Source organism: Burkholderia sp. Ac-20379 (assembly GCF_017104645.1).
Lineage (GTDB): Bacteria > Pseudomonadota > Gammaproteobacteria > Burkholderiales > Burkholderiaceae > Burkholderia.
In genome coordinates this window covers 1-19,209 of record NZ_JAAGPF010000063.1, presented here as the reverse complement: position 1 = coordinate 19,209, position 19,209 = coordinate 1, and the positions used below count along the sequence as shown (strand labels likewise).

General features: G+C 63.2%; 16 protein-coding genes and 1 pseudogene. 8 read left to right on the top strand and 9 right to left on the bottom strand.

The annotated features are described in order from the left end of the window. Positions 1-330: 330 nt before the first annotated feature. From G3N92_RS11385 to G3N92_RS11360, 6 genes are all read right to left on the bottom strand, one after another. Positions 331-2,010, bottom strand: coding sequence for a class I SAM-dependent methyltransferase (locus G3N92_RS11385; RefSeq protein ID WP_241014731.1), 1,680 nt, complete (start codon positions 2,008-2,010; stop codon positions 331-333). Positions 2,011-2,363: 353 nt separating this feature from the next. Further along, positions 2,364-4,427 carry a DUF3732 domain-containing protein gene (locus tag G3N92_RS11380; protein WP_206127570.1) on the bottom strand — a complete coding sequence of 688 codons (2,064 nt, stop codon included), beginning with the start codon at positions 4,425-4,427 and terminating at the stop codon, positions 2,364-2,366. Then, positions 4,424-4,900, bottom strand: a complete 477-nt coding sequence (locus tag G3N92_RS11375; RefSeq protein ID WP_206127569.1) for a three component ABC system middle component — start codon at positions 4,898-4,900, stop codon at positions 4,424-4,426. Before G3N92_RS11375 ends, G3N92_RS11380 begins: the two co-directional genes overlap by 4 nt. Next, positions 4,900-6,114, bottom strand: a complete 1,215-nt coding sequence (locus G3N92_RS11370) for an ABC-three component system protein (protein ID WP_206127568.1) — start codon at positions 6,112-6,114, stop codon at positions 4,900-4,902. The genes G3N92_RS11375 and G3N92_RS11370 overlap by 1 nt, the downstream gene beginning before the upstream one ends. Positions 6,115-7,748: 1,634 nt before the next feature. After that, entirely contained in the window at positions 7,749-8,066 is a 318-nt protein-coding gene (locus G3N92_RS11365) for a hypothetical protein (RefSeq protein WP_206127567.1), read from the bottom strand. 113 nt (positions 8,067-8,179) lie between these two features. Then, on the bottom strand, positions 8,180-8,884 hold the full coding sequence (locus tag G3N92_RS11360) for a haloacid dehalogenase type II (RefSeq protein WP_206127566.1): 705 nt from the start codon (positions 8,882-8,884) through the stop codon (positions 8,180-8,182). Between the two features lie 107 nt (positions 8,885-8,991). Between G3N92_RS11360 and G3N92_RS11355 the strand changes: the two genes are divergently transcribed. Continuing rightward, positions 8,992-9,846 carry a LysR family transcriptional regulator gene (locus tag G3N92_RS11355; RefSeq protein WP_206127565.1) on the top strand — a complete coding sequence of 285 codons (855 nt, stop codon included), beginning with the start codon at positions 8,992-8,994 and terminating at the stop codon, positions 9,844-9,846. A 162-nt stretch (positions 9,847-10,008) separates the two neighbouring features. Here G3N92_RS11355 and G3N92_RS11350 read toward each other — a convergent pair whose 3' ends face one another. Further along, entirely contained in the window at positions 10,009-11,478 is a 1,470-nt protein-coding gene (locus G3N92_RS11350; protein WP_241014734.1) for a PLP-dependent aminotransferase family protein, read from the bottom strand. A gap of 96 nt (positions 11,479-11,574) precedes the next feature. Here G3N92_RS11350 and G3N92_RS11345 point away from each other — a divergent pair, with 96 nt between their 5' ends. From G3N92_RS11345 to G3N92_RS11325, 5 genes are read left to right on the top strand one after another with little or no spacing between them, the layout of a single operon-like run. Continuing rightward, the gene (locus G3N92_RS11345) at positions 11,575-12,669 is read left to right on the top strand and encodes a four-carbon acid sugar kinase family protein (protein WP_206127563.1); all 1,095 of its coding nucleotides are present in this window, start codon (positions 11,575-11,577) and stop codon (positions 12,667-12,669) included. Continuing rightward, a complete protein-coding gene (gene pdxA / locus G3N92_RS11340) occupies positions 12,666-13,673 on the top strand; it encodes a 4-hydroxythreonine-4-phosphate dehydrogenase PdxA (RefSeq protein WP_206127562.1) in 1,008 nt (335 codons plus the stop codon). Before G3N92_RS11345 ends, pdxA begins: the two co-directional genes overlap by 4 nt. 27 nt (positions 13,674-13,700) lie before the next feature. Then, positions 13,701-14,381 carry a 4-hydroxythreonine-4-phosphate dehydrogenase gene (locus tag G3N92_RS11335; RefSeq protein WP_206127561.1) on the top strand — a complete coding sequence of 227 codons (681 nt, stop codon included), beginning with the start codon at positions 13,701-13,703 and terminating at the stop codon, positions 14,379-14,381. Beyond that, on the top strand, positions 14,378-14,755 hold the full coding sequence (locus G3N92_RS11330; RefSeq protein WP_206127560.1) for a cupin domain-containing protein: 378 nt from the start codon (positions 14,378-14,380) through the stop codon (positions 14,753-14,755). The genes G3N92_RS11335 and G3N92_RS11330 overlap by 4 nt, the downstream gene beginning before the upstream one ends. 5 nt (positions 14,756-14,760) lie before the next feature. After that, positions 14,761-15,516: a cyclase family protein gene (locus G3N92_RS11325; RefSeq protein WP_206127559.1), complete on the top strand. Its 756-nt coding sequence runs from the start codon at positions 14,761-14,763 to the stop codon at positions 15,514-15,516. 150 nt (positions 15,517-15,666) lie between these two features. Here the strand turns inward: G3N92_RS11325 and G3N92_RS11320 are convergent, their stop codons facing one another. Then, on the bottom strand, positions 15,667-16,623 hold the full coding sequence (locus tag G3N92_RS11320; protein WP_206127576.1) for an AraC family transcriptional regulator: 957 nt from the start codon (positions 16,621-16,623) through the stop codon (positions 15,667-15,669). A 56-nt stretch (positions 16,624-16,679) separates the two neighbouring features. Between G3N92_RS11320 and G3N92_RS11315 the strand changes: the two genes are divergently transcribed. Then, positions 16,680-17,708 (top strand): aldehyde reductase, encoded by a 1,029-nt coding sequence (locus G3N92_RS11315; protein ID WP_206127558.1) that lies wholly within the window; start codon positions 16,680-16,682, stop codon positions 17,706-17,708. A 262-nt stretch (positions 17,709-17,970) separates the two neighbouring features. Continuing rightward, positions 17,971-18,666 carry a glutathione S-transferase gene (locus tag G3N92_RS11310; protein WP_241014729.1) on the top strand — a complete coding sequence of 232 codons (696 nt, stop codon included), beginning with the start codon at positions 17,971-17,973 and terminating at the stop codon, positions 18,664-18,666. Positions 18,667-18,680: 14 nt separating this feature from the next. Here the strand turns inward: G3N92_RS11310 and G3N92_RS11305 are convergent. Next, positions 18,681-19,209, bottom strand: a pseudogene (locus G3N92_RS11305) (YkgJ family cysteine cluster protein); the annotation flags it as partial.

The following is a 19,209-nucleotide window of genomic DNA, read 5'->3' as shown; positions in this document are numbered from 1 at the left end:
CGTGCAGGTACAGGTCAGCCAGAGATACGAGCGCACTTGAGGGCGCGCTTGGCTGCCTGCCTTCATCCCGAAAAAGCGCAATTAGCGCGTCATAGGTGCGAGGGGCGACAGGCGGCGGTGGCTCCGGTTCCAGTCGCTGGGTAGCGGCTTTGCGTTTGGCGCGCCGTGGTGGTGGAGTGGACGGCACCGCAGGCCTGCGGGACGCGTACAGCTTTGCCTGCTCCTCGCGTCGTCGCTTTTGTGCCTCCCGTAGGTCGTTAAGCTGCTTCCTCGATTCCATGATTCGTGTCTGTGCCGATATTTGCCGAGATTTAGCTAGAAACGAGTGGCCTACCGCTCTCCCAACGCCTTCCGCGCTGCGCTGGCCATGTCGTATCCCTGTTCGAGATACCTCTTGAGCTTGGAGGGATCAGGCAGGCGTAGTTGACCCAGCTCAAAAATCGATACGTTGGTTGCCCCCGATATACAGCGGAAATAGCGGTCTACCGTTGGTGTTCCCAGCAACTCTGCAAGCTGTGCCGGCGCAAGCGCAGGATCGGGCGCTGTCTGCTCAAGGATGACCGTGTGGTTCTCGCCAACGAATCCGCCGTAGGTGTCGATGAGTTGCTTTGGAATCGCTGCGGCGACCAGCCGGCGCGGCTGCTCATTTGACGTGACGCGTTGAAGCACGACGCTAGGCCTGCGTACGACAGATGGATGATCCTTTGTGCCCATGTTTACAAAGCAGTGCTCCTTGTTGGCCTTCGGAGCACCGGTGAACCGTAGGGTACCGTCCTGAGCAATGTCACTTGACCATAGCAGTGGGACCGCCGTGCGACCACGCGCGCGCTCGGCGCTTTTGGCTGAAGCATAGGTTGTCCGGGTGTCGCGATTCCAGACGAACGCACCAATTCGCGCCATATATCCGTAATGGGCCAACGTGGCCTCAGAGCTGCTCGCTTTCTTTAGCAGCGCGACATCGCTCTCGATGCGCGGAATCGGCCAGGCAGCGCCGGAGTTCGGCAGAACGCAGCGTCCAACGTCAACGTAGTTACCGTCCCGCGAGACCACGGATACCTCGGCGTCGGCCTTCTGCTCGTGCCCAACCTCTTCGCGGCGGGCGAGCGTAAGCGCCGTCTCCTGCTCGACGTCGATGAACACACCGAGGCGGCTGCTCACCATGCCGATGCTAAGTATCGTGGTTTGTGCAATCAGGAAAGTTCGCAGCTTTGAGAAATACTGGCCGGACATAAAGCTGGTCGGTGTAACCAGTGCACACACGCCACCCGGCGCAAGCAGCTTGACGCAGAGAGCGATGAACAGCGAATACAGATTCGGCTGTGCCTCGATAACATCGCTGAATGCGTCAAAATACACTTCGACTTCAGTAGCTGGCATTTTCCTGAAGGGGGGATTGCAAACCACCACGTCGAGCGAGCGGAGCAAGTGGTCAGCCTCGAGGAGAGAGTCAGCTTCGTAGACCTGAAACGTCGGGCATTGACCGGCGGTCACGACTTCGTCGTAGAGAGCGATGAGCAGGAAGTGCCTCGACAGCTCACAGAGCACTGGGTCCTTGTCGAATCCAAGAAGGTGGCACTCCACGTGCTCGAGAATCTGCGCCGCACTTGCTCCGCGACGTAACAGCGCATCACGCATGCGAATCGCGATTGGCGTCAAAAAGGCGGCACCACCACAAGCTGGATCGCAGAAGCTACGGGTAGCGAAGTGCACTCCGCTTTGCGAGAGGTCGTCGAGTAGGCGCTTCGTCAGGGACGGAGGTGTGAAGAACATCGCGAGTTGCTTGCGACGCTCCTCCCCCGAAAGCTGGGCATATGCCGAGGAGAACCAGTACGTAGCTTCGAGAAGCTCTTCTTCCTTCACGAAGTCGACAAATGCGCCTACTGCAGGGTGGTGTTTCAACACCGCAATCGTGCGTAGACCAGACTGCGGCAGGGCGGGGAACGAATGCTTGCACCAGACGGCTAGCGCGCTACCAATGAGATACTCCGGATCAAGTTGCGTCTCCTCCATGACTATTCGCAGTTCGCGAACTATGCGGTGGAAGCGGGTCTTCTTTGGTAGTGCCATTGGCGTAATAGTCGGGTCAACGTGTGCGTCGCCGGAACTCCTGTTTCCCCGGGAATCCCAGTGCTTCGAGTCGTGGCCGTATTTAGTACTCGCGAGTTCGTTTTGGCCACGGGACTCATCACCGCGCTGCGACCGAGGAGAGCCCCTTTGTCCCCACCGGGTAGGACTTAAGGGGCTTCGCTCGTGAGCACCCAGAAATGTAACACTGCGTGACGGCTCGTATTCACGTCCGTGCGACAAAATTGCTTTCGGAGGATCCTTGAAGCCAATTATGCGAAACGCATACGGACCGCATATTACTTGGTATCCGGGCGACGCTCCCAGTCCCGCGGGATGAGGGCTTCTCCGGAAGCCCGAGTCCATCGATGTTTCGTCGCCGCGACGTATCTTGGGTCATCCGTCAGGTATGCGTGTTCGAGCAACAGGACCTGCAGCCCACTTCGCCTGCCAACCTCTTCAAACAAGAAGTTAATGTGCTGCCGCATTGCCAAAAAGTCCTCGTCGTCGGCTCCGATGGGGATTTCGTCGCGCCCGTCATCATCCGATTCGTCGAGATCGTCAGAATCGACGTTGCGCGATTGCGCAACAATTTGACTCCCTGCGAGCTCGAAGCTCACCTCGGTATCGCGCGAGTTCCGATTTGGAAAGTACGGGCGGCTGATCTGGTCAATCACTAGAAGGCCCGGAACAGGGCGGTTGTCTCTTTCGAAGTGATGTTGAAGGCCAAAGGCCAGCGCCACGTGTACCGCCAAGCAGTTCTGGTCGGAACCGATATCGTGCATTGACAGAATTGCGCCATCCGAGCCAGGTTCGACGACATTCACTCGAGGTTCACGAGAAGAAAACAGGAGTTCAGCCTCGATACACGGCTGTGCTTTCGGTAAATCCGAAAACGCGTCTGATGCGAAGCGCGATACAGCGGATTCGGCCCGCTGCAGGCGCATACGCCGATTGTCGGTATCGATAAGTGCCTCAAGTCGTTCGATTTCGCCCTCAAGCCATGTGAGATCCTTGGCGGGCGAAAGCAGTTTGTCGTCAATAGACTCCAGAAAGCCCGCGATTTTGCCGCGAATGTAGGCTTGCAACTGCCCGAGATCCGCCAATCGCTTGCCCTCCTGAACGCGAGCTAGGGCGGCTGTGATGCTGGCATCCAATTCTCGCAATTCCGCGCTTAAGCGATTGGAACTCTCGGCCAGTTCGGTCACGCGAGCATCCAACTGAGGGCGGACGCGTTGAATTGCCGAACTCTCCTTGCGAATCGTCTGTATCGCCCGTTTAAGCGCTGCAGCGACCTCAGCGCCTTGCTCGGTGTCGGCATTGCAGACTGGGCAGACTGGCGCAAACCCTTCGAGCTGGAGATGTTGGGCAATGTTAAGCCGTTCCTCCTGTTTTTTTACTGCGCCCTGATAGCCAGCCGACTCGCTGGCAGCAAGTATGGCTGCTTGATGGCGGCGCTTTGTCTGATTGAACTCCGTCAGCAGGGCCTTCCGTCGTGCATGTAGCTCCCCGATGTCGCCATCCGTCGGATATTGTGCCGTGAGGGTATCAGCCGACATTGCTCGGCGGAGCAAATCAACAAGCATCTGCTCGTCCGCTTCGATTGGAGCTTCTGCTGCGATACCGGCACGAGTTGCTTCAGTAAGCAACACCCGTGAGCGTTGCTTGAGCAGGCTGTCGTTCGAGCGGCGGGCGTGCTCTCTCACTCGCTCAACCTCAAGTTCCTTACGGCGTTGTCGCAGCAGCCGTTCATTTAACAGCGAAGCGGCTGTGCTGACGCCGAGGAAGTAGGGCAGTGTCGAAATGATGCCGCTCGCCTTTTTACTGTCCTGAAGCCCGTGGAGCAACACGGCTTCACTATCGATTACTTCCTTCGTAACGAAGATGTATGGTGCTATATGCCGAACGGTCGCTCTGTCGGTTCGAGCTCGCCCCAGCTGTTCGGCTTCAACTGCACCCTCGTCGCCGATGCCGAAAGCGCGCTCGAGCTCGCCCTTGGCTGCGTCGATCGTTGTTCTTCCTTCAAATTCGTCAATGCTGCGAGGTACACGTAGTTTGCGACCAGTAGTCACGTACATGTAGTGGCTGCTCTGCTTTCCTGCGCCTGGAATCTGACGGCAGACGACCATCTCGTCATCACCGCGTACCCACTTCACTCCCACTGCGATGCTGTGTCGGCGGACATAAACCGGTAACGTGCAGGTTGACGATCCCAAACAGTAGTCGAGCGCCTTGATTACGGCCGATTTCCCCGTACCAGACGCTCCAGTGATTACATTCACTTTACCCGGATCAAGCGAAATTTCTCGGAATGCGCTGTTTACGCCGAGAAAGAAAATCGTTTTCACATTCCAGCGTTTCATACAGTCACTCCAAAGCCCTCCATGATCACGCGGGCCGAGCCTGCGGCCGCCATCCAACGGCCGAGCAAACGCGCCCGCGAAAGAATTTCGCTGATGCCGCTGGTTTTCTCATATGTCGGCACGCGTTTGAGATCGCCAGATAGCAGCCCCTCGTTGTCGAGGCGTAGCATCTCTATGTGACAGCCGAAGCGAACAGCGGTGGTCGTGATTTGCAGCGTTCGGTTGATGCGTTTTGCGAAGTCCTCACGGATGCGTGGGCTCCGATGTAGCCACGACATCAGACCGGTAGAATGATTGGTATGCGCGAACGTTGCTGCCAAGTCCTCAGACATTGCAATTGGGAGGATCGGGTAGGCGACGATTAGCGAAGGCGGTATTCCGATCGTCTTCGAATGTGAGGCGCAAAACTCGGCTAGCACGGCGGCACAGAATGCTGGATTGGTGTCGGCGTAGATGTCGTAGGCCAGTTCCATCAGTCTTTGTCCAGAAGTTTCTTGAATTCAGGGTGCCACCCGACTGTAAGTGACATCGCCAATGTCTGATACGAACCGCGGACGTAATAGGGGGCGTTCCAGTTCGGTGCAAGAGGCCTTATCTGTTTGTATGCTTCGTCGTGAGACCATCGAAGTATGTCCAGGCCCTTACGACATTTATTTTCGTCATCATCGCTGGTGCAACCCCGTGCCATGCGGCGATGAAGATCACTCCATGCTTCGCGAAGAATGGTATCGTATTGAGCAAGTCGCGTTGCCATATCGAGGCGATTTTCGATCCACGCGTGGCGTTGCTCGCAGGCACGCCATTGTTCACGGGTGGCAACTTCAATATCCAGGTCGTCGCCACCGACCAAGGCAATTTGTGCGACGAGCATGGAATCTGCCTCATGATCGGGAGGCGGAAGTAGTGTCTCGAACTCGGGGAACAACTCCTCGCGCTCGATTTCGCCGGCGAGATGCGCGATTTCACGCTGAACCTCTATCCTGGCGATGGAATGCTCTCGCATATTGCATAAGGTATGGATAACCTGAAGATCCCACCAGGCAATGAGGCGCTGGGCCAAAGGTGAGCGATACTCGTCAGGAAATAGTGTGAGCCTGCGTGCAATGTCCACCTCAAGGTCGACAATACATGATTCTCCGGACATGATGCTCGTGCGCTTGAGGAGTTCCGTTTGAGTCGACTCAGGCAAGGCGAGGAATGCCTCGCAAGCTTTGACCCGATCTAAGTGGGGAGGTTTGGGATTGCCAGAAGCAAGAGCAGCACCGTGTTCGTCGACAACGCGTTGTGCTTCTTTTGCGAGGGCCTCGCGTAGCTCAGTTCGATCCGCTTCGTGATCCAGGAGCGCCTGAAGTACAGGCTCCTCACCGAGCGGCGCAACTGTCACCAACTGGAACTTCGTGGCACTGAGAACCAGCCGCGGCAGAACGTCAATCCATGCTTTGAGCGTTCGCCACAATGGGCGCGAAGCAAGCGTCACAGCGGCCGGATCGGCCGACAGCGAGTGCTTAAGCTGGGTTAGCAGTGTCTGCCCGCTTGACCGGAGTACGACGTCGTCCAACGTCTCGACGCAAACCGTTGCATCGTCGTGCGAGTGGTCCAGGAGCGTGCGCAATGCATAGAACGCCTGATAGTAGAATCCGAGCGCGGCATCACCCGCCGAGTGGCTTGTTGCCTTGGTTGCGTTCACGTCTCAAATCCCCACGGAATGACGATGCTGCTGCCAAGCGTTTACAGAACCATGTACCCCAGATCGTCGAGGGAGCAATTTCCGCGGCTCGTTAGCAACTTCTTGGTCCGCCTGCATTTTTAGAAGGGGATCGACATCCGCACTAAAATCGTCGCCAGTCCCGGCGAAAAATTCGCCCGCGTCGGCGCTGGGGGACCACCGGTCAACCCTGCTGCTAACTGGAAGGAGCAGATGCGCGAAGCATAGGCGAAGCACAGGATGGCTGGCGGCATGCCGGAGGCCTTCCGGCCCCCTCCGACGGTGAGTGATTAACTTGTCGTTTCCACCTGTTTTCTGATTCTGGCCTGGCATCCCCGGATTCACCCTATGTGCTGTCAAGCGATATCGCAATGAGCGCCTCATTTACGCTCTTCCCGTACCGCATTTATATGGAGCGTATTTAATCACGTCGACGAATAAAAACCCATCTGCGGAAGGCCTGCTCGTTTCTGTGCGGAGACGCGGATCTTGACAAATTCCGATGTATCAGGCAGTGGCCTTCTTGGGCAGGTCGCGCAGCCGAGTATTTATGCGTTATGAATTGAAGGCCGCAACCTGCGTTTGTTTATCGATGCACAAACCATAGGGCTAGAGGTTTCTACCATAGAAGGCTCCATCTGCAGCTTGTTCGACCAATACAAGGCTCATCGGCTGGATCGATCGGAGTCGTGCATTGGTTCGACGACTGCCACTCTCGCGGTCACGCAGCGCGGGACATGTGCGACTATCCGAGTTTCGCAGGATCACCGTGGCGCGCGCGTCTAATCGAAAGTCTTATCGGCCACTAATCGAAACGACGATGGCGCTGAGGCGTGACGGTGCGCTTGGCGGTGTCACCGATGCCGTTCGATCGGTGCTGCTGAGTCTGCGGGCGGCATCACTTAGCGCAATTCGCGCAAACGGCCGCAGTGCGTCGTGGGCACGTGCACAACTTCGCCCTGTCATGGAATCGATCGCGCCGCCCGATTTGGGGATACCTTCGCGGCGCGGTCGCGAACATTCCCCTAGCAAAAGTTGGGGCGTGCGTTGTATCCTTTCTGAGCGAAGGCGCGACTGCTGTGTGGCTTTTTCAAGCTTTGTGGGTATCGCGTTGGTATTTGGCTGACGGCATCGATGGCGGTATCACCGCATAAGTCCCATACTGATGTCGGATGTTCGCGATGACTAAACGACAATGCGCTTTGAATGCTCCGGGGTATTCTGTCCAAAGCTGACAACTGCCGACTGGATTTTTCGGTAGCGCTGGCGGTATCGTCGCCACCTGAGCGGAGGGGACGCCTATCAACACAAGGGTTTCGGTCACCTATTGACAATCGAGTGGGAGTAATTCCCAGGCGATACCGGTCTGTTCCCACAGACCGGTCGCCCGCGTAGTGTCCTCATGGCAGCTTTCGCCGCATCGCCCCGCAGCGGGCATTCGTCGAGCCAATCAGCAAAATCCCCCAGAGTGTTCACCTGCGTTGCCGCCGCGCCCAGCTGCTGCAACGCAGTGTCTTGCCTCAGCATTCAAGGGGTGTCTCACTGCAATCCAGCAGTGTTGTGTGGATGCGAATGTCGCACCACGCACGGAACATCTGGCGCGAGCGATCGTGTGGTCACACATCCGGATCGATGTCCCACTCGCCCAGCACGTGTTCGAAGAGTGCTGTCCAGTTGCCGTGAATCCAGTGCTTGCCCAATTCGTCGGGGTCGTCGGTTTCGTCTACCGGGATGAGAAACGCCGACGATATCTGGCGCGCGTCGTTGCACGGGGTTGCCACAGGCGCGGCTGAACCATGGCCCGCGTTGATCCAGGCGAGGAACGGCGCTCTCGGCGAGACGATGGCGAGAACCCGATTGGTCACGTAGCGAGGTACCGTCGGCATTGATTCGGCCTTGGTGGAACGATCAGATTCCAGCAAGGCCGTTTTCATGGCTACCCGCTGAGGAGAGATGGCGTCGTGCCTCGGTCCTCGCGATTGCAAGAAACGCCCACGCTCCGCGGAATTCGAGTCGCCGCACCGTCGCGCGCGACGGTGCGGCTCACTTACCATCCGAGCGTGGCGAAAAATTGCGGCACTTCGTCCAGCGTTTCGAGCGTGACGTCCGGCGTGTAGTCGGGCAGCAGCTTGCGTCCGGTGCCGCGATCGATCCAGACGCATCGGAAGCCCATGTCTCGTGCCACCGGATGATCGAGATGCGGGCTGGCGCAGATATGCACGACCTCGTCTTTTGATACCCCCAGCTGTTCGTGAGCGTATTCGAACAGGCGATGCGCCGGTTTATAGGCACCGGCTTGCTGTGCGGTCACGACGCGATCGATATAACCGCCGAGCTGCGCGACGTTGCCGGCAATGATGTCGTCATCGGTGTTGGACACGATGCAAAGGCGAAATCCCATCGCTTTCAGCTTGCCGAGCGTGCTGACGACTTCGGGAAACGGCGGCATCGCCGAGATGCGCGACGTCAGCACCGCAGCGTCTTGTTCACCGCCGTGGAGTCCGAACTCTTCCAGCGCAAGACGCAAGCCCTGGCCGGAGACTTCCCGGAATGACCGGTGCGGCGGGGCTTGTTCGAGGGCATGTTCATGCCGGTCGTACACCTCGATGAATGTCGATGCCGCTACCTGGGTGGCGCCCCGGCTGCCCAGAATCTCCTGCACCGCAGCCAGCAGGCCTTCATCCCACTGGATGAGCGTGCCGTAGCAGTCGAAAGTCAGCCATGTCGGCCGTTGCGTTTCCTTCAGTGACATCCTCGTCTCCAATCGTGTGCGGAAGAAATCGAGAGGGTAGGTGGTATGCTTGATCGTTGGAAATTAAATAAACCGCTGATGCTCAGTTGAATTTCGAATGACCGATCATGTTTGATATCGAACTGCTCAAGACACTGGTTTGCGTGGTCGACGAAGGAAGTTTCACGCGCGCTGCCGAACGCGTCCATCGCACGCAATCGACGGTCAGCCAGCAGGTGCGCAAGCTCGAAGCGGCTGTTGGACAACCCTTGCTGCTTCGAGACCGCAGCGGCAACCAGATCACGACCACGGAACACGGCGTGTTGCTCGTGCAGTACGCGCGCAGGTTGCTGGCGCTGTCTCAGGAAGCGCATGAGGCCCTTCAGTCGGGCGTGCCGCTTGCCCCGGTTCGGATCGGCGTGCCGGAAGATTTCGACGCGCGGCGCATGTCGGCGATCCTGTCCGGCTTTCTGACAATCCGGCCCGATGCGCGGCTCGAGACGCTGGCGGGGATGAGTGCGGTCTTGCAGGAGAAGCTGGCTGCCGGTGACATCGATATTGCGCTCGTCAAGCGCGAGCCGGGCAGTAGCGACTGCTTTGCATTCTGGTCGGAAACGCTCGTATGGGTGCGGGGGCGGGACGCGCCGTCGCCGAGCATGGATGCCGAAGAACCGATTGCGTTGGCACTTTTCCCCGAGGGTTGCCTGTACCGCAAGCGTGCGATTCACGGTCTCGACAAGGAAAAGCGAGCATGGCGAGAGGCATTCGGCAGTCAAAGCCTGACGGGAATTCAGGCGGCTGTCTCCGCGGGGCTCGCTATTTCGGTATTACCGAAAGCCGCGGTATTGCCTGAGCATCGAATTTGCACCGATATGCCTTCGTTGAGGCCGACCGAGCTCGCGCTCATCAGCGCGGGGGGCGTGCTCAGTGCCGTTCAGCAGGATCTGGTTCGCTTTCTGAAGCAGAAAATCAGACGGGCATGACGGCGTGATGCCCCATGCAGGGCGTTTGCCGCATGGGGGCGGGAAGCCGGAATTTTTCGGTTTGTTGTTGAACTACGTTCGCGCGACGATTCGTGAGGTGCCGGGCGTGACGCGGCCTGGCAGGCCGTGGCCGAGGACGTATCACGTGCGGTAGCACGGGGCCTACCGCGAACCACAACCCACGATGCACCCCGTCAACGCATCGAGCGCCGCCGCCAGCTCCTCCAGATCCATATGCCCATACCCCAGCAACACCCCGCCTGATTCCCCCGCCGCCGAGCCGGCAAATTCCCGCACCTCATTGAACACGACGCCCCGCGCATCGAGCGCCTCGCGCAACGCAAGATCGAACCCCCGCTCGCGCCCGGCCACCACAACGTGCAGCCCGCCTTCATCCCCCCGCAGATCGACGTCACCCGCATACCCGGCCAGCCGTTCCCGAATCAAATCACGCATCGCACCGTAATGACGCCGCACGCGGCGCAGATGCTTGTCGAGTTCGCCGGAGCTCAACAACGTCTCGACGATCTTCTGAACCGGCCAAGAAACATGCACCCGCTCGCGCTCGACATGCTCGGCCAGCGCATCCGCCGCCGCGCCCGGTGCCGCGATAAACCCGAGCCGAAGGGACGGGCTGACCGCTTTCGCAAACGTGCTCAACAGCAGCGTGCTTTCCGGCGCGCTGGCGAACAACGGCGGATAGCGCGTACCCGCGTAGTGAAATTCGCAGTCGTACTCGTTCTCGACAATCAGCGTGCCATGCGCGCGGGCGAACTCGACGATCGAACGCCGCCGAGGCCCCGACAGACGCCCGCCAAGCGGGTATTGATGGGCCGGCGTTACGTGCACCAGCGCGGGCGCGGACGGCGCATCCACGATCTGCTCGACCCGCAGCCCCTCGTCATCAACCGGAACGTGACGCAAGACCGCGCCCGCCCGCGCGAACGCCCAGTTCGCGCCCAGATACCCGGGATCCTCGACCGCGCACAGGTCGCCCTCGTGCAGAAACGTGCGCGCGACGAGATGCAGCGCCTGCCCGGTGCCGTGCGTCACGACGATCTGGTCGGGATCGACCGTTACCGAACGGTGTTCGTGCAGCCAGTGGGCGATGGCCTCGCGCAGCCCCGGCTCGCCGCGCGGGTCGCCGTAGCCGGCTGGCGGAAAGTGTCGACCGGCTTCGCGGCACGCGTTGCGCCACGCCTCGAGCGGCAGCGCGCGCACGTTGACCTGCCCGAGCCGCCAGTCGAGGGCGGCGGCCGGTGGGGGCGACGCATCGCGGCGCGCTTGGCCGAGACGCCGCAACACGGCCGGCATCCCGACGGTTTCCTCACGGCGCGGCGCGGCAAACGCGCCGCGTGCGGCCACGAAGGTGCCGTTGCGTCCGCGCCCTTCAAGCACGCCATCGGCGATCAATTCGTCGTAAGCCTCGACGACGCAATTGCGCGCGATGCCAAGTTGCTCCGCCAGATCGCGCGTGGGCGGCAGGCGCGTGCCGCACGGCAGGACTGCGTTGTCGATCCGCTCGCGCAATTGCTTGATGATCTGGCGAAAGATCGGCCCGCTCGCGTGCCGGTCGATCTCGAGGTCGACGAGCGCCGGATGGGCGTGTTTCGAAACAGCAGAGCGAACCATAGACACCGCGAAATCCCGTTTTTTTGGTTCTTAAAAAATACATGATATGCGTCAAAATTCAAGAACCAAAACATACGCAGATAGCGCAGAACACCCATGCGGATTCGCATCATCACCGACGACTTCACGAGCGCACTCGACGGCACCGCCTGTTTTGCCGAGCGCGGTTGGGACACGGCCGCGCTGCTGCGGCCGGACGCCGCCGCGAGCGTTGCGTCCGTCGCCGTGGTCAGCCTCGACACGGATACGCGCGAGCGCGCTCCGGAGAGCGACCCAGTGGCCGCCGCCGCGCGCGCCTGGCGCGATGCCGGCTGCCTTGTGCTGCAGTTCGATTCGACGTTGCGCGGGCGTGTCGCCGACGACTGCCTGCGCGCCCTGGCCGCATCCGGCCGCCGCAAGCTCTTGATCGCACCGGCGTTTCCCGCAGGCGGGCGGACGACCGAGGCGGGCTGCGTGTGCGTCGATGGCGTTCCCGTGCACGAAACGGCGTTCGGCCGCGATCCGACGCTGCCGGTACGCGAATCGAGCGTACCGGCGTTGTTTGCCGCGCAGGGGGCGCAAGTTGCCGTCGCTCGCGATGCGGCGCACGCGAGCGCTTTGCTTGACGCGCACGACGCCGTCGTCATGGATGCGCGCACCGAGGACGATCTGGACGCGCTGGCGCGCCGCTTCGCCGGTTCTCGCGATCTGCTGCTGGCCGGTTCCACGGGCTTGCTGCGTGCGCTGGCGCGCACGTTGCCGCAGCCCGCAGAACCGGCTTCCCGACCGAACGCCTTGTTTTGCCGCGCGCCCTGGCTGGTGGTGGGCAGCCTCAACCCAAGATCGCGTCGCCAACTCGACATTGCGCGTGAACGCCGCCCGATCGACGTGCTGTCGACCGAAGCCGAGCGGCAGCGCGACGCCGCGTCGACCGAAGCCGCGCTGCGCGATCTGGTGAAACAGGTCGTGCAGCGAATCGCGAGCGGCGCATGCGACGGCCTCGTCGTGACGGGCGGCGAGACGGCCCGGCGCATCGTCGATGCGCTGCCGGCCGCGTCGCTGCGCGTGCAGCGCGAAATCCTGCCGGGCGTGCCGCTGGCCGAGGTTCGCACCTCGACGGGCCGTTTCCCGATGATCACGAAGGCCGGCGGCTTCGGCGGCGACAACGCGCTGCTCGCCTGCCTGGACGCATTGACCGGAGCACAAGCATGAACATGAAACAGCAACCGATCGCCGTGACGATGGGCGACGCGGCCGGCATCGGGCCGGAAATCGTCGTCAAGACGTTCGCGAACGCATCGTTCATGGCCGAGCATCCGTCGTTCGCGATCGGCGACGCCGGCGTGCTGCGGCGCGCGGCGGCCGCACTCGATCTGCCGCTCGAGATCCGCGAGACGGATGCAGTGTCGAGCATCGCGCCGCGCGCCGGCGTGCTCGACGTGCTGCGCGTGCCGGGCGCCGAGCCGCTGCCGGCCGATTTGCCGCTGGGCGCGGTCAGCGCGCTGGCCGGCGGTGCGGCCTTCGGCGCGATCCGCACGGCGATCGAGTTGGCGATGCGGGGCGAGATCGCGGGCATCTGCACGGCGCCGATTCACAAGGAGGCGCTGGCCGCCGCGCGCGTGCCGTATCCGGGCCACACGGAGATGCTCGCCGAGCTGTCCGGCACGCGCGACTACGCGATGATGCTGGTGAACCCGACGCTGCGCACGATCCTCGTGACGGTGCATTGCTCGATGCGCGACGCGATTGCGAAGCTCTCCGTCGAAGGCGAATTGCGGATCATCCGGCTCGCGCACCGTGCGATGACGGAGCTGGGCATCGCGCAGCCGCGCGTCGCGGTGGCGGGCCTAAATCCCCACGCCGGCGAAGGCGGGCTGTTCGGCCGGGAGGATCTCGATATCGTCGCGCCGGCCATCGCCCAAGCCCGGGCCGAAGGCATCGACGCGAGCGGCCCGTGGCCCGGCGACACCGTGTTCATGAACGCGCGCCGCGGCCGCTTCGACATCGTGGTGGCGCAGTACCACGATCAGGGGCTGATCCCGGTCAAGCTTGCCGGCGTCGAGGACGGCGTGAACATCACCGTCGGCCTGCCGTTCGTGCGCACCAGCCCCGACCACGGCACCGCGTTCGACATCGCCGGCCAGGGCATCGCCGATCCCGCCAGCCTGCAAGTTGCCCTTCAAACCGCGCATCGATTCGCCCGCGCCCGGGCGTGAGCCCTGTCCACCTCCAAGGAATCCACCATGTCCTCCCATTTCATCCTGATGCTGACGGAGAACGACGCGACCGTTCCCGATGCGCTGGCCGTCTACGACAGCCTGCGCGACAGCCCCGTTCGCTATGTCGGCTTCAAGGACGTCGGCCTGCCGGTCGCCGCGCTCAAGCAACTGGCGCAGCGCATCCGCGCCGACGATCGCAAGGTCATGCTCGAGGTCGTGGCGACGAGCCGTGACAGCGAGCTGGAATCGATCCAGGCCGCGCTCGATATCGGCGTGGACTATCTGCTCGGCGGCCGTCACGTCGAAGATGCGCTGGCAATGCTCAACGGTTCGCCGATCCGGTATTTCCCGTTTGCCGGCCGCACGGTCGGCCATCCGACGGTGCTCGAGGGCAGCATGGACGAGATCGTCGACGATGCGCGCCGGATTGCGGCGATGCCCGGCGTGCACGGGCTCGATCTGCTTGCATACCGCTTCACGGGCGAGGGCGACCCGGCCGAGCTGACGCGGCGCGTGACCGACGCCGTGCGGATTCCCGTCATCGCGGCGGGCAGCATCGACAGCGAGGCGCGCGTCAAGGCTATGATTGACGCCAGAAGCTGGGGTTTCACGGTCGGCAGCGCGTTGTTCCAGGGGACGTTCGTCAAACGTCTGCTGCCGGCGCAGATCGACACCATTTTCAAGATCGAAGGAGTGACGGTATGACGCTCAACAAGGTCAATGTCGCGGCAGGCTTTGCCGCCATCGGCGAGTACTGGTCGCCCCGGATCGGCGGCGACATCAACGATTCGCAGATCAAGTTCGCGAAATTCAGCGGCACGTTCAACTGGCATCATCACGATCACGAAGACGAGCTGTTCTTCGTCGTGAAGGGCACGCTGCGCATGAAGCTGCGCGCCGAACACGGCGGCGACGTGCTGATCGAGGCGGGCGAATACCTGATCGTGCCGAAGGGCACCGAGCACTGCCCGGAAGCGGTGACCGACGAGGTGCATTGCCTGCTGCTCGAACCGAAGACGACCGTCAACACCGGCAACGTCGTCAACGAGCGCACGCGCACCCACCTCGAACGCATCTGACGCGCATGGCACTCGACCTCTGGGCGCTGCTCGGGCAATTGCGCGAATGCCGGTTCGTGGATCTGACCCACGCGTTCGATGCGTCGATTCCGCATTCGCCGTTCTTCGAACCCGAGACGCGCACCGTGGTGTACGACCATCCGCCCGCGCGCGGCGAGAGGGGGCAGGGGTTTCTCGCGCATCGCTACAGCTTTGTCGGGCAGTGGGGCACGCATGTCGATCCGGGCGTGCATTTCGTGGCCGGGCGCCGGTTTCTCGACGAGATCCCAGTCGACGAAATGATCCTGCCGCTGGTGGTCATCGACATCCGGCAGCAGGTGGCAGCCAACGCGGACTATTGCCTGTCGATCGACGACGTGCTGCGCTGGGAAGCGCAGCACGGCCCGATTCCGCGCGGTGCGTTCGTGGCCAAGCGCAGCGGCTGGGCGGCGCGCTGGCCGGATCGCGAGCGGATGTCGAATCGCGACGCGGCGGGCGTGGCGCATTTCCCGGGCTGGACGCTCGATGCGCTGCGCCATATCTTCGAGCAACGCGATGCCACCGCCTGCGGGCACGAGACGCTGGACACCGACGGCGGCCTCGCGATCAGCCGGGGCGACGGTTCGCTGGAGCGCTACGTGCTGGGGCAGGACCGCTGGCAGATCGAGCTGCTGGCCAATCTCGATGCGGTGCCCGAGGCGGGGGCGCTGATCGTTGCCACATGGCCGAAGCCGAAGCGCGGCTCCGGTTTCCCGGCGCGTGTGTTTGCGATCGTGTCCTGAGGTTGTGTCGTCATGCCAGGCCCGTGCGCCGCATGATGCTCGGCGGGACGGCGGCAAGCCGCTGCACGAGCCTGCGCATGAGATCGCGCACCGACCGGAGCACCGACCGGAGCACCGACGCGAGCACGGACCCGAGCACCGACCCGCCGCTCAACCCCGAACCGCGGCCCGATAAGCGCGCGGCGAATTCCCCGTCACGCGCTTGAATGCGTTGCTGAACGCGCTCTCGGACGCGTAGCCGAGCGACTCCGCCAGCACCGCCACCGGCCGGTTCTCTTCGCGCAACGCGCGCTCCGCCAGACGCATGCGCCATTCGGTCAGATAGGTCAGCGGCGCGGCGCCCACCACGGCCTTGAAGTGAAACGCGAAGCTCGTGCGCGACATCGCGCACGCCTTGGCCAGCTCGTCGAGATGCCAGGCGCGTGCCGGCTCGCCGTGCATCAGGCGCAGCGCCGGCGCGATGCGCGGATCGCCCAGCGCCCGCAGCCAGCCGGCCGGCATCGCACCGGCGGTTTTCAGATGCGCGCGCAGGATCTGGATGAACAGCAATTGCGCGAGCTGCGCGGTCGCCAACTGCCCGCCGGGCTGCTCGGCGGCGCGCTCTTCCACCAGTTGATCGAGCAGCCAGCGAAACGCCGTGGCCTGCGGCGACGCAGCCGGCACGTGAATCCACGGCGGCAGCACGTCGGCCAGCAGCCGCCCGCTCGCGGGGTCGAGCAGCACATGGCCGCCAAGATGCGCGAAATCCGCGCCGTCGCCCAGTTGCAGGCTGCTGCGGCCCGCGCCGGAGAACACGCTCATCGCATCGAGCGCTTCGAGATCGGGATCGCTCGCGAGCACGAACGCGCGCTTGGCCGACAGCAGCCCGACGTCACCGGTGTCGAAATGGATCGGCGCGGGTTCGCCGTCGATGCGGACCCAGCACCGACCCTTCACGACCGCGAAGAACTTGATCTTGTCGGGCGCGGGAAAGCGCAGCGCCCACGGGCCGCCGGCCGTGAAACCGCCGGTGACGATCGATTCGGCGCTCGTGAACTTGAGGATGTCGGAAAAGGGATCGGTGTGCATTCTCGTACTATCGCGCAAGTAAATCGCACTTTCAATTATTCACAGTCCGAACGTCGCTGTCTAAGCTGAGGCTTTTGCTCAATCAGGACATCGGCATGAACGACACAACGGTACTCGTCACCGGCGGCACCGGGTTTATCGCGCAGCATTGCATCCTCGCGCTGTTGCGCGAAGGCTATCGCGTGCGCACCACGATCCGCTCGCCGGGGCGCGAGGCGGAAGTGCTCGGCAACCTCAGGCAGGGCGGCGCGGAGCCGGGCGACCGGCTTAGCTTCGCGATCGCCGATCTCGGCGACGACCGCGGCTGGGCCGAGGCCGCCGCGGGCTGCCGCTACGTGCTGCATGGCGCGTCGCCGACGCCGTCGGGCAACCATGCCACCGAGGACGACTGGATCCGCCCGGCCGTGGACGGCAACCTGCGCGTGCTGCGCGCCGCGCGCGATGCGGGCGTCGAGCGGGTGGTGCTGACGTCGGCGTTCGGCGCGATCTGCGCCGGGCATGCGCAACTGGATCGCCCGTTCGACGAGCGCGACTGGAGCAACCTGTCGGGCAAGGTTTGGCCGTATCAGAAGTCGAAGACGCTGTCCGAGCGCGCGGCCTGGGATTTCATCGCGAAGGAGGGCGGCGCGATGCAACTGTCGGCGGTCAATCCGACCGCGGTGATGGGGCCGGTGCTCGGCCCCGATTACTCGCACTCGATCCGCACCGTCACGAACATGCTGAACGGCCAGCGTGCATGCCCGAAGGTCAACTGCGGATTCGTCGATGTGCGCGACGTGGCGGATCTTCACGTGCTGGCGATGATCCACCCGGCCGCGAACGGCGAGCGCTTCCTTGCCATTGCAGGCCACAGCCTGTGGATGCGCGAGGTGGCCGAAGTGCTACGCCGTCGGATGGGCGCGGCGGCGGGCAAGGTGTCCGCGCGCGAACTGCCGAACTGGGTGGTGCGCCTGGCCGCGCTGCGCAACCCGGCGCTGCGCGGCGTCGCGACGCTGCTCGGCCGCGACATGAACGCCACGAGCGCCAAGGCCATCCGTCTGCTCGGCTGGCGGCCGCGTTCGAGCGAGGACGCGATCGTCGCCACGGCCGACAGCCTGATCCGGCTCGGTCTGGTCGACCGGTAAGCGGCTATCGCGGCCGTTGCAGCCATCGCGGCGGATGAGGCAGGAGGCGGATGAGGCAGGCGAGACGTCGCGCGCCTTGCCGCCTGATCGGGCATCGATCCGCCGCCGTCGCCGCCTGGGTTGCCGCGGCGCATCCAAACGATCGAGGTTGCGCCGCGCATGCCTTTTCGATAACCTAACGAACGTTAGGTAGTGATCGGCGGCGCGAAACCCATCGCGTTCGCCGATCGCGTGTCGACACCCGTCCATCGAGAGGCCAGCCATGAGCAACGAACCGATCCATTCCCCAGCCGACGCCCGCGCCGTCATGACGATCCACGATTTCCCGACCGGGCCGTATCCGGTGCGCGTGCGCATCGCGGTGGCCGAAAAACGCCTCGACGCGCGCGTGCGCTTCGAGATGGTCGACCTCTACAAGGGCGAGCACAAGCGCGAGGCGTTCATCGCGGGCAAGAACTATTCGGGCACGCTGCCGGTGCTCGAACTGGCCGACGGCACCTGCATCGCCGAATGCACGGCGATCACCGAATACCTCGACGCGCTCGACGGCGCGCCGGTGCTGACCGGCGTCACGCCGCTCGAGAAGGGCATGATCCACATGATGAGCAAGCGCGCGGAGATCGAGCTGCTCGATGCGATCAGCGTCTATTTCCATCACGGCACGCCGGGCCTCGGGCCGGACGTCGAGCTGTACCAGAACGCCGAATGGGGCTTCCGGCAGCGCGACAAGGGCCTGCGCGGCATGCACTACTTCGACGGCGTGCTGCGCGATCGGCCGTTCGTGGCTGGCGACGCGTTCTCGATGGCCGACATCACCGTGATCGGCGGCCTCGTGTTCGCGGCGATCGTGAAGCTGCCGGTGCCGCAGGAATGCACTGCGCTGCGCGCCTGGCTCGCACGGATGCTGGCGCGGCCGAGCGTCGCGACGCAGCCGGCGCTGGCGGTGCTGAACACCTGAGGCCGGCCGCGCGGTCAGGCCGGGTCGGCATCGAAGAATCCCAGGTAGGCGGGCGCCTCGCCGTGCGGCGCCGCCTGGGCCAGGTGCGCCGGCGCGTCGATCGATTGCAGCGTCGCGAGCGTCGCCGCGCGGTTCGTCACATAGCGCCACGGATACGGCGACTGCGGTTCGGCGCCGCCGTCGCTGTGCGCGGCGGCCAGTTGCGCGGCTTCGAGCGCGGTGCGCAATGCGTCGCGCGCGGGCGAATACACGGCGAAGCCCTCGTTGGCGAGCGCGGCCGTGTCGTAGCCGAGCTGCGCGCACAGGTAGGCCTTGGCGAGGCGGTCGCGCTGGTCGGCCTCGCGCGATTGCGCGATCAGCTCGGCGGTGGCCGCGTCCACGAGCCGGCCTTCGGCCATCAGCACCGGCCGGTCGGCCGACCACGCCTCGGGCGGGCAGGCCTTCGCGGCCGGATCGAGCGTCAGCGTCGGGTGCGATTCGGCCGGATAGATCCGGCACACGCGCGGGCGCTCGTCGTAGGCGCCGCAGGCCATGTCGGCGCGC